The organism is Mucilaginibacter galii (assembly GCF_014635825.1).
GTDB lineage: Bacteria > Bacteroidota > Bacteroidia > Sphingobacteriales > Sphingobacteriaceae > Mucilaginibacter > Mucilaginibacter galii.
This window is the reverse complement of the sequence record NZ_BMDO01000001.1, coordinates 791,177-806,718: the sequence shown is the minus strand read 5'-3', so window position 1 is coordinate 806,718 and position 15,542 is coordinate 791,177. Positions and strand designations below refer to the sequence as shown.

Genomic DNA, 15,542 nt, shown 5'->3' with positions numbered 1-15,542 from the left:
ATCCCGAACTCAATCGAAATGGCATTTATATTAAAGAGTTTGTGGGCTCCTATGCTGCAATTCTAATCTCTAATTACACTTGTACCAGATGCTTCAACTGTACAACCTCTTTTTCGTCAAGGTATCTCCAGCGGCCGCGGGGCAGGTCTTTTTTAGTTAAACCGGCGTAAATAGTACGGTCAAGCTTAACTACATCGTAACCTAAGTGCTCAAATATGCGGCGTACAATGCGGTTTTTGCCGCTGTGTATTTGTATGCCAATTTCGCGCTTGGTGCCACCTTGTACATAGCTCACCATATCTGGCTTAATTATACCATCTTCCAGTTCCAGGCCGTATTGTATTTTATTTAAATCGCCTTGGGTTAAGCTTTTATCCAACTCAACCTGGTAAAGTTTGGTTACGCTGTTACGCGGATGCGAAAGCTTATCGGCCAGGTCGCCATCGTTGGTCATTAATATTAAACCGGTGGTGTTACGGTCTAAACGGCCAACAGGGTAAATACGCTCTTTGCTGGCTTTTTCAACCAGGGCCATAATAGTACGGCGTTCCTGCGGATCGTCGGTGGTGGTAATATAATCTTTAGGCTTGTTCAGCAACACATAAACCATTTTCTCGCGTTTCAGTGTTTCGCCGTTGTAACGTATCACATCCTTGCTTGGGTCAACCTTGTGGCCTAACTCTGATATCACTTCGCCGTTTACCGAAACCACGCCTGCGGCAATTAACTCATCGGCCTTACGGCGCGAGCAAATACCGGCGTTAGCTATATAGCGGTTTAAACGGATGAGGTGATCATCAGCTTTCTCAACAGCCTTTTTATTACGTCCTCTTAAAACTCGGGTAGGGCGTTCGTCTTCAAACTCGCTACGGTCGCGTTTTGGCGCATTCTTTTCTTCTTCGGTACGGTTATCCCAGCTACGGCTGCTACCAACTGCCTTGTTATAAGGCTTGCGTTCGGCACCGCCTTCGGCCTGGTCTATATCACGGGGTTTGTGTGTTCTGCGTTTTTCACCGCCAAAGCTGTCATTTCTTTTAAAGGATTTATCGGCATTGGGGTTAGGTACATTATTAGTTTCGGGCGGGCGACGGTTACGTGGCTTATCTTCGGCACTGCGTGGCGAAAATTTAGCAAACGGTTTATCGGTACTCGCACCACGCGATCCGGCTGTACGGCCAAAAGGCTTATCGGCACTGGTACCGCGCGAATCTGAATTTTTCTTAAAAGGTCTATCGCCGCCGGTTGCATCAGGTTTGGTACCGCGCGAAGCGTAAGGCTTTTTATCGCCGGCTGCGCTGCTGCCAAAACTCTTCTTTTGCTTTTCATCCGCATTAAAACTACCGGTTGATCGTCTTGATGACGAGAACGGTTTTTTATCAGTACTGCTGTCGCTGCCAAAACGTTTTTTTGGAGCGCCGTCATCTGATTTTTTGAAACCTCCGGAAGATGCATTACGGGTGCGTGGAGAAGAGCTGTTGCGTGGCTGGTCGCCATTGCCGGCACGCCTGCCGGTTGAGTTGTTGGACTTGTCGTCGCGACTGTTCCCTTGTTTTTTGAACATTATATTTTGTGTTATACGCTTACAAAAGCAGAGGTCAAAAGTACGAAAAATTGCCGATTTAGAAAATTTTTTTCCACATCAAAAATGTACGCTTAGGGCGTTTAAACGCATTGTTTTTGATAGTTTTCAACACGTGTCAACACACTAAGATGGGCTAAGTGTTTGATTATGTGCAATGTTTTGTACCTTTGCACCACACACCTAAACCTGTATTGTTGAACTAAATAAATTTGAATGATTAAAAAACACCTATTTACGTGCTCCGTAATTTGTGTGCTGTTCATCATTTCAAAGCTCTTTGTCTTTAGTGTTCCCGACAAAAAGCCCTTGAAAAACAGTAGTGCTCTAATTGACTTTTTACTAACAAAAAAAGGTCCGAATCCGATCCTCAACTTTGCCGATGAAGTGGTTCCTGTATCTAATGCAAAAGTGAATACCCGCATCAGGAGATCCATCAGAAAGCATAGTTTCAATACCCAAACCGAAGAGTTACAGGCCAAGGCCAAAAAGTGGTTCCCTATCATCGAACCCATTCTAAAACTCTACGGTATTCCAGAAGATTTTAAATACATTCCGTTACTTGAGTCAGGTTTTGACAGTCATGTAAGGTCGCCGCGAGGTGCAGCAGGGGTATGGCAGTTTATGCCGGGTACCGCCCGCGAGTATGGCTTAAAAGTTGGAAAAGGAAAAGACGATCGCTTAAATGTGCGAAAATCTACCGTTGCCGCCTGCAAGTATATTAAAGAACTTTATGGTGAGTTTAACAGCTGGACACTGGCTGCGGCTGCGTACAACGCAGGTTCGCCCAGGGTGGCCAAAGCTATTAACCGCAAAAACAAAGGCAACTATTTTTACATGCACTTAAACCGCGAAACGGCTAAGTATGTGTACACGCTGGTAGCCATGAAAGAAGTGGTAGACAGGCCGGCCAAAAACGGTACAGCCCCTATGCTGGCCGAATTACAGCCGGCAGAAGTGTTGACTATCAACTAAGAAATTTAGTATTTACGGAGCAATTAAGGCCGGCTTGCATTGTGCAAGCCGGCCTTTTTCGTATATTTGCGCCTCTTTATGAGATAATTACAGGCAGCTAAAAACTTAGCCGCCGTTTACAAGTTTTAACTTGTTTGGGTACAAATTATATGAGTGAAAAAACAGTAGATCTGGGCGAGCAGCGCGATGTAGAAGTTTACGGGGCCCGGGTACATAATTTAAAAAATATAGATATTTCTTTCCCGCGTAACCAACTGGTGGTTATTACGGGTTTAAGTGGCAGCGGCAAGTCTTCTTTGGCTTTCGATACCATTTATGCCGAGGGGCAGCGCCGTTATATGGAAACGTTTTCGGCCTATTCGCGCCAGTTTATGGGCGGTATGGAGCGGCCCGACGTAGATAAGGTATCTGGCCTGAGCCCGGTAATTGCCATTGAGCAAAAAACTACCAGTAAAAACCCGCGGTCAACGGTTGGTACCATTACCGAGATCTACGATTTTATGCGTTTGCTGTTTGCCCGTGCGGGTGAGGCTTACTCGTACATAAGCGGCCAAAAAATGGAACGCATGAGCGAAGATCAGATCTTGCGTACCATCATGGAAAAGTTCGACGGTCAGCCGGTAAACATATTGGCTCCGGTGGTAAAGGGACGTAAAGGCCACTACCGCGAATTGTTTGAACAGATCCGCAAGCAGGGCTTTTTAAAGGTATATGTAGATGGCGCCATTGTAGATGTGGAACCTAAAATGCAGGTAGACCGCTATAAAATTCACGATATTGATATTGTGGTAGACCGCCTGGTGGTAAGCGAAAAAGATAGCAAGCGCTTATACACCTCTGTACAGTCGGCCCTTAAAACGGCTAAAGGCATTATTCGTATTGCCGATCAGGATAATAATGTATCCTACTTCAGTAAGTTTTTAATGGACCCGGTTTCGGGTATCTCATACGATGAGCCGCAGCCGAATACTTTCTCGTTCAATTCGCCTTATGGCGCTTGCGATAAGTGCGACGGCCTGGGTTACATTTTTGTGGTGGATGAAGAGTCGGTGATTCCCAATCCTAAGCTAAGTATTACTAACGGTGGTTTGGCCCCTATAGGCGAATACCGCGAAACATGGATATTCCAGGTGTTGAAAGCGCTGGCTAAAAAGTATGAATTCTCATTATCGGTGCCTATTGAGAAAATTCCGCGCGATAAGCTGGATATTATCTTGAATGGATCGCACGAGATCATCACCGTTGCCGTAGAGTACAATAAATGGAACGTGCAAAACTACCAGGTAACGTTCGACGGCTTGATAAAAATGCTGGAAGAACAGCAGGAGCGCAAAAGCGAAGGCGTAAGCGACGATATGGATGCTTATCGCGTACTAAAGACTTGCCCTGTTTGCGAAGGTGCCCGCCTGAAAAAAGAATCGCTGCATTTTAAGGTAGACGAAAAAAATATATTCGAACTGGCTACCATGGACATTAAAGCCCTGCAAACCTGGTTTGAAGGACTGGAAGACCGTTTAGGCGAACGCCAGAACGTGATTGCGAAGGAAATACTTAAAGAGATTCGTGCACGTATTGTTTTCCTGCTGGATGTAGGTTTGAGCTATTTAACCTTAGACCGTACCGCACGTACGCTATCTGGAGGTGAGGCGCAACGGATTCGTTTGGCTACGCAAATTGGCTCGCAGCTGATGAATGTGATGTATATTTTAGATGAGCCCAGCATTGGCTTGCACCAGCGCGATAACGACCGCCTCATCAAAGCTCTTAAAAACCTGCGCGATTTAGGCAATACCGTGTTAGTAGTAGAGCACGATAAAGATATGATACTGGAGGCCGACTATGTAATTGACATGGGCCCGGCAGCCGGTGTACACGGCGGTACTGTAGTGGCCGAGGGTACGCCTGCCGAATTAATGAAAGTTAATACCTTAACCACCTCTTACCTGAACGGTAGTCGCGAAATTGCAGTGCCTAAAGTACGTCGCAAGGGAAACGGTAAAAGCTTAACTCTGAAAAAAGCTACCGGCCATAACCTGAAAAAGGTATCGGTAGAGTTTCCTTTGGGCAAACTGATTGGTATTACCGGTGTATCGGGAAGTGGTAAATCCAGTTTAATTACCGAAACGCTATATCCTATCCTAAATCATCATTTCTTCAGGGCTAAGAAAACGCCGCTGCCTTATGATAAGATTGAAGGTTTAGAGAATATTGATAAGGTTATTGAGATAGACCAAACGCCTATTGGCCGTACGCCGCGTTCAAACCCGGCTACGTATACCGGGGTGTTTTCAGACATTCGTGCATTGTATGTGCAACTGCCCGAGTCGAAGATCAGGGGTTATAAACCCGGTCGTTTCTCTTTTAATGTAAAGGGAGGCCGCTGCGAAACCTGCCAGGGTGCCGGACAAAAAGTTATAGAAATGAACTTTTTGCCCGATGTACAGGTGCCTTGCGAAGAATGTGGCGGTAAACGCTACAACCGCGAAACCCTGGAAGTTCGCTACCGTGGTAAATCCATTAGCGATGTGCTGGATATGAGTATTGAAGATGCCACGGTGTTTTTCGAGAACATGCCGGCCATTTACCGTAAAGTAAAAACGCTGAACGATGTGGGCTTGGGATACATCACTTTGGGGCAGTCGTCGCTCACCTTATCGGGTGGTGAGGCGCAGCGCGTTAAACTCTCTACCGAATTATCTAAGAAAGATACGGGCAATACCTTCTACATTTTAGATGAGCCTACCACCGGTTTGCACTTTGAAGATATTAACGTACTGTTAGGCGTACTGCATCAACTGGTGGATAAAGGCAATACCGTTTTGGTGATAGAACACAACCTTGACGTAATTAAAGTAGTTGACCACGTGATCGACTTAGGCCCCGAAGGCGGCTCAGGCGGTGGGAATATCCTTTATAGAGGTACGCCTGAGGGTCTATGCAAGGTAAAAGAGAGTTTCACCGGGCAGTTTTTGGCTAAGGAAATGCATTTAGCTTAATAAATTAGAATTTACTAAATAAGCTGCCATTCTGAGCCCGTCGAAGACTTATCGATCGTACAAGTCTTCGACAAGCTCAGACTGACAGGGTGTAATAATCCTATTTGCGTCGCTACCGCTCGCAATAACATCACATCAACAAAAAAGCGGCTGTCTATTACTGACAGCCGCTTTTTTGTTGATGTGAAGAGAAACTATTTTTCGTCTTTACCAACTAATTTTTCTACCAGTTTAGAACCTTTTAATAAGGTTTTACCCAGTTTGGTAATGGCTTTGTTTTCTCCGCCTTCTGCTTTTTCGGCTGCTTTAACGGTTTCGTTACCTAACTTTTCTAACAGAGTATAAACTTTTTTGCCGTCTTTGTCTGCAATGGCTTCTTTCAATTTTTCCAGATCGTGTACAATGGTTTGGAAACCTTTATGGTCCGACAGAGTTTTGATCCAGCTAGTAATAGCTGTAGATGATCCTGTGGCCGATTCGTTCTTGATGCTGTTTTCTAACGCGTCAATAGTTTTTTCTAAATGCTGATCTTCTGATTTTGCTTCTGACATGGTAAATGTTTTTAAATGAGTTATTATAACTATCACTCAATCTATATGTTTATCTTTATAAGAAACTTATTATCAACAAACTGTGTGTAAGTAATTCAAACAGAAATCTTTTATAATTAATAGGAGATTGTTTTAATTGGTGCCGTCATTTTCTAACAACTAAACTGTTTAAAGAGCGGTTTAAATACCATGGATTTAATGCCTGCAAAAACAAACCCAGCTCAATTTGCCTTAGTTATTTATGTTACCCTTACTAACTGCAGCGCAAATTAGGCAAGTTGATGCTTACACCATTGCCAACGAACCTGTTTCTTCTATTGACTTAATGGAGCGGGCATCCAAAGCTTTTGTTAGCTGGTTTGTTAATCATTTTCCTGATAAGAGAAACACGATATCGGTTTATTGTGGCACTGGGAATAATGGCGGCGATGGTTTAGCCATTGCAAGTATATTATATGAGCATGGCTATGAATTTATCAATGTGAAAATTGTGCGGTTTTCAAATAAAGTATCGCCCGATTTTGCGGAGAACCTGCAGCGGTTACAGAGTTTGAACCTCACGACTGAAAGTATTGAACAAGGGCAAACTGCACCCCAAGAAACCAGCGATATTTTAATTGATGCCATATTAGGCAGTGGCTTAAATAAACCTTTAGCGGGAGATTATCTGGAACTGGTCAATCATCTTAACACCCTTGACAAAACCATAGTTGCTGTAGATGTGCCTACCGGTTTTTATACCGATGGTGAAGTAGATTCGGATGCCGCTGTTTTAAAGGCGGATCTGGTTATCACGTTTCAGCAACCAAAGATCAACTTTTTACTGCCTGAGTCGGCGCCTTTCATAAAATGTTGGGAAGCTGTAAATATAGGCTTGCATGAAGTTTTTATTGAATCGTTGCAATCGCCCTACCTATGGGTTGAAGAAAAAGATATTAAAGCTGTTTTAAAGCCCCGCAGCCGTTTTAGTCATAAAGGTACCTTTGGCCACGCGCTTATCATCGCTGGTCAGGCTAAAACAATGGGGGCGGCATTGCTGTGCTCATCGGCCTGTGTGTATGCCGGTGCCGGACTAACTACGGCTTGCATCCCCGAAAGCGGCTTAACCGCCCTAAACAGTTACCAAGCAGAAATAATGGCCGTTGTACGCAAAGCCTACGAAATGCCGGAGTTAAAACTCGACAGTTATAGCACCATAGCCATTGGCCCGGGTTTAGGCAAAGATGAAGATGCCCTGGCCTTATTGCAATATGTACTGGAAGAGTATAAGCAGCCCATTGTAGTTGATGCCGACGCACTGAACCTGCTGGCTGAGCATCCGCGCCTAATGGCAGATTTACCTGCCGGGAGCATACTTACCCCGCACATGAAAGAGTTTGATCGCTTGTTTGGCGAGCACAGCAATTGGTGGCAACGCCTGCAAACCTTACAGCAAAAGACGCAGGAACTCAATATTTATATTGTACTTAAAAATAGTTACACCATGGTAGGCTGCCCCGATGGTAAAGTGTATTTTAATTCTACCAGTAATGCGGCTATGGCAGTTGGCGGTATGGGCGATGTATTGACAGGGGTTATTACGGCTTTATTAGGGCAAAAATATACGCCTGAACAGGCTTGTGTGACAGGGGTTTACCTGCATGGCAAAGCAGGGGATGAGCTGGCTTTACCTAACCGTTTACAGGTAGTATTACCGGGACAGGTTGCGGCACGTATACCGGCAACTATAGCTAAGTTGCTATAAAAATAAAGGGGCGGAAGTATCAAGACTACCCCTTTACTATTAACTGACCTTATAAAGAACAAATAATACTAATTAAAAGTACCTATAAGACGTTGCGAGTTTCGAAATGTTACAAAAAATTTTAAATTTTTTAATCTATTCTAATGTCCCAATTAACCGATATGTTTTCTGAATGCTGGAGTAAGCTGGAGGCCACCGGTAGCAAAGATTCGCCGCTGCGTAACATGACGGTGTGTAACTATGCTGCCGATGATATTAACGCTTACACGGTTGTGTTAAGAGAAGCCAATGCCGAACGCAATACACTAATATTTTATACCGATCACCGTTCGCCCAAGGTTGAACAGTTGCAATTGAACGGAAAGGTTACGGTTGTGTTCTACAGTGATGAAGAGAAAATGCAATTGATTTTGAAAGGTAATGCTACAATTCATCATCAAGACGAAGTATCATACTGGTACTGGCGAAAAGACGGCTATAAAGGCCGGCGCTCCTATTTGGCCGAGCCTGCACCATCTACCCTAATTAATGAACCGGCCGATGGTTTAATTTATATTAAAGGTAAAAAGTTTGAAGAACACGACCCGACGGGGTACGAGAACTTTGCGGTGGTGGTTATCAAAACCAATTATCTCGAATACCTTCAACTAAATCGCGAAGGTAACCGAAGGGCGAAATTTATGTTAGAAGATGGTGGCGAGTTCCAAGGGGCGTGGTTAATACCTTAGCAGTATTGCTGCGGTATTACCATAAATTATTTGTCAGTCTTGTCGCAGACTTATACGCATTGTTAAGTCTTCGACAAGACTGACATCCTTATTATATATATTCGATTTTTAATCCCTTTCCTTAATCTGCTGCACAAAATCGCCTGTACGGGCAAACTCATAACCTTTGGTCAAACCCCAGGTGATGAAGTTACTCAGCCGCTTAATAAATGCTTCGCCCGTGTTACGGGTAACATAGCCGGGGAAACCGAAACGCTCGGGCTGTTTTAGGTCGGTAAATTCCCAGGGATGAAAATATAGATTCAGGTAACCATCTTTACGATGCGTAGAAGCACTCAGCATCTTGATGATGCCCATAGGTAAATTATGGAAGCTCAACCAAAACAACGGGAACCTGATAAGCGGCGAAACTGACGAGGGTAGCTGTAGCACATTCTGATCGTAAAACCAGGTACGCGGACGATGAAAATTGTTGTACCTGCCCGGTAACCAGGTAGGATTGATGGAAGAGTTGTAAACGTACCCTGCCTTTTCTATCTCGCGTTCATCAACCGGCATCATGCGGGCCATGCGGTAACCTTTAATTTCTACGCCGCCAATCTCTTCCAGTTTTTGTTTGGATTGCAGCAGATGCTCAGGCTTAAAATCAGAATGGTAATAACCGTGAGAAGCCAACTCGTGACCCTCGTTAATGATCTGCATTACGATTTCGGGTTTGTGCTGCGCGTAATTAGCAGTACAGTAAAACGTAGCTTTAATACCCTTTCGTTTCAGTATTTGCAATATGCTTAATGTACCTTGGGTGGATATGGAAAGCTGATCTTCAAATGAGATCGTTTTTCCGTATTCAAAGGGCATATCAAATTCTTCAATATCAAAGCTTAACAAGATCATGATTTACCCTTTGTAAGTTGGTGGAACGTATAATATAATTGGGGCGTTGTTTGGATTGCATAAACAGCTTGCCCAGGTACATACCTATAATGCCTAATACCATCAACTGTATGCCACCAAAAAATACGATGGTAGTTAGCAAAGATGCCCAGCCGGAAACGGCTTCGCCCGAAAAATAACTGTATAAAATATAAGGGATAAAGAGCAGCGCCGCCACAGAGAAAAACAAACCCAAACCGGTAGCCATATACAACGGACGAACACTAAACGCCGTAATACCCTGCACCGCAAAATTGATCATCTTTTTGAGGTTGTATTTGCTGCTGCCCGAAAAACGTGCATCGCACACATAATTAATGGAATATTGCTTAAAACCGAGCCATTTAATTAATCCACGGATGAAAAGCCCATTCTCAGTCAAACTTACCAAAACGTTAGCTACCTTACGGTCTATCAACCTGAAATCGGCAGTGCCTTTTTCCAACTTGGTTTCTGATAAGGAATTTAACACACCGTAGAACAAGTCAGACGATTTTGTCTTAAAAAAAGTAGCTTCGTCCTGGTATTCGCGGGTAGTATATACCACATCGTAACCCTCTTCCCATTTTTCTAAGAATTGCGGTATTAGTTCGGGGGGGTGCTGCATATCGCCGTCCATACTAATAATAGCATCGCCGTTGGCACTGTCATAACCTGCTTTTAAAGCATTTTGATGTCCAAAGTTGCGCGATAGTTCCAGGTAATACAGGTTAGCATCCAGGCTGCCTAAAGATTTTAGCCTGTCAAGCGTATGGTCTGAGCTGCCATCATCTACAAAAATTACTTCGTAGTCGTAAGGTACGGTTTTAAGCACCTGCACCAATCTGTTGGCCAGTACCTCAATATTCCCTTCCTCGTTATAAGACGGAACTACTACAGATATCTTTCTTCTCATTCTACAACTGTGTAAACAGCTTGCCGGTTAAAATGCCGGGTTAAACTTTCGTAAACAATTTTAAGCCATATGATAAAACACGGCAATGCTTTCAAAGCATAAGGCTTAATATAGGTGCGGTTAATGTATTTGGGAAACAAGTCGGACGGTGATAAACTGGTTACCAAAAGTGCAAATATAAGTAAGGCAATGTCTAATTTATTCACCGGCCTGTCAAGGTTCATAAACCATACAGCCACCCCTACAAAAGCAATAATGTAAGTAGGCGACTCGGAACCGGTACTAAAAATCACTGTAAATATTAGGGTTGATGCCAGGATCAATAACTGGTAAGGCATTTGCTTAAAGCTTTTAATGTTGAGGTACGATGCCACAAATAATATTAAGCCCGGTACCATAACTATTAAGTTAGACAATTGCGGGTAGTGGAAAACACGACGGATCATCCCCATTACGCTAATATCTTGCATGTGCGATGTAGTGTTCACTGCATTTTTTTCGGACAGGCTCATGTACCAGTCGTAATAGCTTTGAGCCACAAATGCAGGTGAGGAGAATACCATGGGCAGTATAAATAGTACAATTCCCCAAAAAAGTAGAGAAAGTATGAACTTGATCTTATGCTCCGAGAAAAAGAAAAAAGCCAAACCCACAATTCCATACAGTTTGATATACGTACCGGCTACAATTACCAATGCCGCCCAAAAGTCATGCTTGTTCCTGATAAAAACGTAGCTTAATATAATGCATGCCGCCATCATGGGGTTAAACTGGGCATTAAATGCAGCGGTCATTAATTCATGCGCGCAAATAAGCAGTACCGCATTGCGCTGCAGCGCGGTAAGTGGTAAAAGCAATATAGCCTGATACAGTACCCAGGCATTCACCATTACCCAAACTACGGCACCGGCACCATCGGGCAGTAAGGAAAAAGGGGCTATCACCAAGGAAAATAAAGGGCCGTAGTGATTGCTGTCTTCAAAATGCTGTGGCTGCGGTGCATACAAATTGAGCTTGTGCACCAGGTTAATGAACGTGTATTTATAAATGAGGTAATTATTAATGTGCTGATGCAATACCTGTTTCAGGATAGCAAAAAAGCTTAAGCCAAACCAAATAACGGTTACAAATATCCGGTTGGTAAAGAGCTTTAAATACTTAGACATTAATTGAGGGGCGTGTCATTTACTCGTTACAAATATAGGAAAACCTCTCCTAATCCTCTCCAAAGGAGAGGACTTAAAATACAGGGAGATAAGTATTACTCCCTCTCCTTTGGAGAGGGCCGGGGAGAGGTGTAAACAACAAAAGGCTTCATTGCTGAAACCTTTTGAAACCAACAGTGCGTAGAAATCTACTAAAAAACTACTACTGTATTATAACGCCGAGGCTAAACTGACCCCCGTTAGCTGATCGGCAAAGGCTACGAAAGCCTTACTCTCCAATATACGTTGCTGCTGGGCGATCAGATTTTGCAAATTGATTTTTCCGCAAACAAACTTAAATTTATCAGAATAATAGCGTTCATGGATGTGGATGAAGTTCAGATCTTCTACCAGTTGTTCATCCTCATACCGCAGGTAAACAGTTAGTTCAATATTGTTGGTAAAGGCCAAACCGCGTTGGGCATGCGCCTTTTTATATTCATAACCATAATCGTAACGCAGCGCGGCAATGTCAGACAATACGGCCGAACCGGTAGGGTGGCCGCCTGCACCTTTACCAAAAAAGAATTGCTGATCGGCGAAGGCCGCCTGTACGGTTACGCCGTTGTATTCGTATTCTACGTTGTACAAAAACTCCGTTTCGTTCACAAATTTAGGGAGTACAAATAAGGTAACATGCTGGTCGTCTAATTCTTTGGCTACCGGCACCAGTTTGATCTTTAAATTTTTCTCGCGAGCATACTGCATATCATGGGCCGATAGATTTTGGATGCCAATGTTCATCACCTCATCAGGCTGCACTACCAAACCATAAGCATGCGCTGAGGCAATAACCAGTTTGTATTTTGCATCATAGCCACCTACATCAGAAGTTGGATCAGTTTCGGCGAAGCCCAGATCTTGAGCTTGTTTAAGGGCGGTATCATAATCCAAACCCTCTAAGTTACCTTTTGAAAGAATGTAGTTGGAGGAACCGTTGAATATACCGCTGATGGAGTGCAGTAGTTCGTTATCATAATATTCTTCCAGGTTACGGATGATGGGGATACTACCGCAAACCGCACCTTCATAAAGCAACGAAGTGCCATGCTCATGCTGCAGGTCTATCAACTCCTGTAAGTGAAGGGCCAGCATTTTTTTACTGGCCGATACTACGTTTTTGCCGGTTGATAAAGCTCGCGATACAATTTCATAAGCGGCTTCCGTATCGTTAATTAATTCAACAACGGTATTAATTTCGGGGTCGTACAGTATCTCGTCCCGGTCGGTAGTAAAAAGGTCGGCGGGTAAGGTGCGTTGTTTACCCGGGTTCTTGATGGCGATTTTTTTAATTTCGATATTCAGGTTCTTGGTGCGGATGATGTCGTGCAGGCCTTGTCCAACCACACCAAAGCCAAATAAACCAATCGTTAGTTTTTTACTCATTAAGCTATCTTTTGTAATTCTATGATCTTTCCGCGTACGTCGGTTTTCAGGAAAGAGGATATGATTTTTGTTAAAGTTTCTGTTTCAATTAAAAAGCCATCGTGCGCATAAAACGAATCAAATTCAGAATACGCCGCTTTAGGGATATGCTGAAATAAATACTGCTGCTCTTCTATTGGGAATAGAATATCTGATTTGATACCGATAACTAAGGTTTGCGCCTGGATAGTACTCAGCGCTTTCTCCAACCCGCCGCGGTTACGGCCGGCATGGTGCGAATCCATTACCTTGGTTAAATACCAATAGCTGTAAGCATTAAAGCGGTTCACTAATTTATCGCCCTGGTAACTTTGGTAAGTAGAGGCGCGGTAGTTATCAGTAATATTGTCGTCGTCTTCGTGTTGTTTAATATTGTAAGCTTTATAGCCACGGTACGATAGTAAAGCCATGCTGCGTGCTGCTTTTAAACCGGCGCTGCCACCCTCGGGTGTGCCGTTGTTAAAAGTGCTGTCGGCTAAGAGGGCCAACCTTTGCGATTCGTTAAAGGCAATGCCCCAAGGCGAGTGTTTGGCATTGCTGGCAATTAAAATGAGCTGCTTTATACGTGCAGGCTCCATAATGCTCCACTCTAAGGCCTGTTGACCGCCGAGTGAACCACCTATTAAAATAAAAATATCTTTTAAACCTAACGCATTGGCTAATAGCTGGTGTGCTGAAACCATATCGCGCGTGGTATACGCCGGAAAGTCGAGATAATAAGGCTGACCGGTAGCCAGATTAATACTTAGCGGATTGGTGGTACCATATGCCGACCCCAATACATTGGCACACACAATAAAATGCTCGTCGGGGTTAAAAAAGTAACCCTCGCCCACTATGCCTTTCCACCAGTCAAAAACATCGGAATTGGCCGTTAAAGCATGGCATATCCAAACTACGTTGTCTTTAGCTGCATTGAGTCTTCCGTAGGTATGGTAACCAATTTCGAGCCCATCAAGCGTAGCGCCCGACTCGAGTTCAAAATTGCCCTGGTGCTTGTATATTTGTGTACTCATTCTAAAACTTTAAAAGCCTCCCCGTTATTTCAGGGGGAGACTTTCGTTATTAATCACTAAAAAAAAACTATATCGTTATGTTGTTCTCTTGTAAGGAAAACAGCATTTATACATTTAATTTAACTGCGCTAATTCGGCTTCCTGCTGCTGAATTTTAGCAAAGGCTTGTTCAAAATCGGCCTTAATATCATCTATATGCTCAATGCCCACGGCTACGCGCAAAAGGGTAGGGGTAACGCCGGCAGCCTTTTGTTCGGCATCAGATAATTGCTGATGCGTAGTTGCAGCAGGTTGAATAATCAACGTTTTGGCATCGCCCACGTTAGCCAGGTGACTTACCAGTTGTAAGCTGTTGATGAAGTTGCCTGCATTCTCTTTGCTGCCTTTTAGCTCGAAGGATAGTACCGCGCCAAAGCCGTTCTTTAAATACTTTTTAGCCAGCGTGTGGTAAGCCGATGAGGCCAGCCCCGGGTAATTTACACGTTCCACTTGTGGATGCTGCTCTAACCAGGTAGCCAGTTCGAGCGCATTATCTACGTGGCGCTGTACACGTAGTGACAAAGTTTCCAAGCCTTGTATCAATAGGAACGAATTGAACGGTGATTGCGAAGGGCCAAAATCGCGCAAACCTTCTACCCGCGCACGGATGATGAACTGGATGTTACCAAAGGGGCCATTAACGCCGAATACATCCGAGAATATTAAACCGTGGTAGCCTTCGGATGGCTCGCTAAACTGCGGGTACTTGCCGTTGCCCCAGTTATAATTACCGCCATCAACAATAACACCACCAATGCTGGTACCATGGCCGCCAATCCATTTGGTTGCGCTCTCTACTACCACATTGGCACCATGTTGTAGCGGGCGGAAAAGGTAGCCTCCCGCACCAAAGGTGTTATCTACAATTAAAGGCAAATCATATTTGCGGGTTAAAGCTGCAATCTGCTCGAAATCAGGAATATTAAAGCCGGGATTACCAATGGTTTCGAGGTAAATGGCTTTGGTGTTTTCGTTAATCAATGGCTCAAAGCTTTCGGCGCGATCATCGGCGGCAAAGCGTGCCTCAATACCCAGGCGTTTGAAGCCTACTTTAAATTGGTTGTAACTGCCGCCGTATAAAAAGGGCGAGGTTACAAAGTTATCGCCTACCTGTAAAATGTTGTTTAATGCAATAAACTGTGCTGCCTGTCCCGATGCGGTTGCCAGGGCTGCCACACCACCCTCTAAAGCTGCAATGCGTTTCTCGAACACATCGGTAGTAGGGTTCATAAGGCGGGTGTAGATGTTGCCAAACTCTTTTAGGGCAAACAAATTAGCGCCATGTTCGGCATTTTTAAATACGTATGAGGTGGTTTGGTATAACGGTACAGCACGCGAACCGGTTGTTGGATCAACTTCCTGACCTGCGTGTAACTGTAGAGTTTCAAATTTAAATGTTGGTGTAGACATGATTTTTCGGGATTGCAAAATGTTAAAGCTGTGTGTTAGTTGCGCT

The 15,542-nt window shown here is 44.0% G+C and carries 12 protein-coding genes; 4 read left to right on the top strand and 8 right to left on the bottom strand.

Annotation, left to right across the window (positions count from 1 at the left end; translation table 11 throughout):
* Window positions 1-73 precede the first annotated feature (73 nt).
* Window positions 74-1,561, bottom strand: coding sequence for a pseudouridine synthase (locus IEV61_RS03460; protein WP_188413777.1), 1,488 nt, complete (start codon window positions 1,559-1,561; stop codon window positions 74-76).
* Between the two features lie 327 nt (window positions 1,562-1,888).
* On the opposite strand from IEV61_RS03460, the gene IEV61_RS03455 reads away from it, so the two are divergent.
* Together IEV61_RS03455 and uvrA are read left to right on the top strand one after the other, a co-directional pair.
* On the top strand, window positions 1,889-2,554 hold the full coding sequence (locus IEV61_RS03455) for a lytic transglycosylase domain-containing protein (protein ID WP_229747021.1): 666 nt from the start codon (window positions 1,889-1,891) through the stop codon (window positions 2,552-2,554).
* Window positions 2,555-2,703: 149 nt separating this feature from the next.
* The gene (gene uvrA / locus IEV61_RS03450; RefSeq protein WP_188413773.1) at window positions 2,704-5,550 is read left to right on the top strand and encodes an excinuclease ABC subunit UvrA; all 2,847 of its coding nucleotides are present in this window, start codon (window positions 2,704-2,706) and stop codon (window positions 5,548-5,550) included.
* A 194-nt stretch (window positions 5,551-5,744) separates the two neighbouring features.
* Here uvrA and IEV61_RS03445 read toward each other — a convergent pair whose 3' ends face one another.
* Complete coding sequence (locus IEV61_RS03445; protein WP_188413771.1) at window positions 5,745-6,101, bottom strand: hypothetical protein; 357 nt, start codon at window positions 6,099-6,101, stop codon at window positions 5,745-5,747.
* Window positions 6,102-6,342: 241 nt separating this feature from the next.
* Between IEV61_RS03445 and IEV61_RS03440 the strand changes: the two genes are divergently transcribed.
* Both IEV61_RS03440 and IEV61_RS03435 read left to right on the top strand, forming a co-directional pair.
* Complete coding sequence (locus IEV61_RS03440) at window positions 6,343-7,845, top strand: NAD(P)H-hydrate dehydratase (RefSeq protein ID WP_188413770.1); 1,503 nt, start codon at window positions 6,343-6,345, stop codon at window positions 7,843-7,845.
* A 143-nt stretch (window positions 7,846-7,988) separates the two neighbouring features.
* Complete coding sequence (locus IEV61_RS03435; protein WP_188413769.1) at window positions 7,989-8,573, top strand: PNPOx family protein; 585 nt, start codon at window positions 7,989-7,991, stop codon at window positions 8,571-8,573.
* Window positions 8,574-8,681: 108 nt separating this feature from the next.
* Here the strand turns inward: IEV61_RS03435 and IEV61_RS03430 are convergent, their stop codons facing one another.
* The 6 genes from IEV61_RS03430 to IEV61_RS03405 all read right to left on the bottom strand — a co-directional run bounded on the left by IEV61_RS03430 (window position 8,682) and on the right by IEV61_RS03405 (window position 15,496).
* Window positions 8,682-9,467 (bottom strand): polysaccharide deacetylase family protein, encoded by a 786-nt coding sequence (locus IEV61_RS03430; RefSeq protein WP_188413767.1) that lies wholly within the window; start codon window positions 9,465-9,467, stop codon window positions 8,682-8,684.
* Window positions 9,448-10,401, bottom strand: a complete 954-nt coding sequence (locus IEV61_RS03425; RefSeq protein ID WP_188413765.1) for a glycosyltransferase family 2 protein — start codon at window positions 10,399-10,401, stop codon at window positions 9,448-9,450. Before IEV61_RS03425 ends, IEV61_RS03430 begins: the two co-directional genes overlap by 20 nt.
* Window positions 10,398-11,567, bottom strand: a complete 1,170-nt coding sequence (locus IEV61_RS03420) for a glycosyltransferase family 87 protein (protein ID WP_188413764.1) — start codon at window positions 11,565-11,567, stop codon at window positions 10,398-10,400. The genes IEV61_RS03425 and IEV61_RS03420 overlap by 4 nt, the downstream gene beginning before the upstream one ends.
* A 210-nt stretch (window positions 11,568-11,777) precedes the next feature.
* The gene (locus IEV61_RS03415; protein ID WP_188413762.1) at window positions 11,778-12,992 is read right to left on the bottom strand and encodes a homoserine dehydrogenase; all 1,215 of its coding nucleotides are present in this window, start codon (window positions 12,990-12,992) and stop codon (window positions 11,778-11,780) included.
* Window positions 12,992-14,047, bottom strand: coding sequence for a homoserine O-acetyltransferase family protein (locus IEV61_RS03410; RefSeq protein WP_188413760.1), 1,056 nt, complete (start codon window positions 14,045-14,047; stop codon window positions 12,992-12,994). The genes IEV61_RS03415 and IEV61_RS03410 overlap by 1 nt, the downstream gene beginning before the upstream one ends.
* A gap of 114 nt (window positions 14,048-14,161) precedes the next feature.
* Window positions 14,162-15,496: an O-acetylhomoserine aminocarboxypropyltransferase/cysteine synthase family protein gene (locus tag IEV61_RS03405; protein ID WP_188413758.1), complete on the bottom strand. Its 1,335-nt coding sequence runs from the start codon at window positions 15,494-15,496 to the stop codon at window positions 14,162-14,164.
* Between the last annotated feature and the right edge of the window lie 46 nt (window positions 15,497-15,542).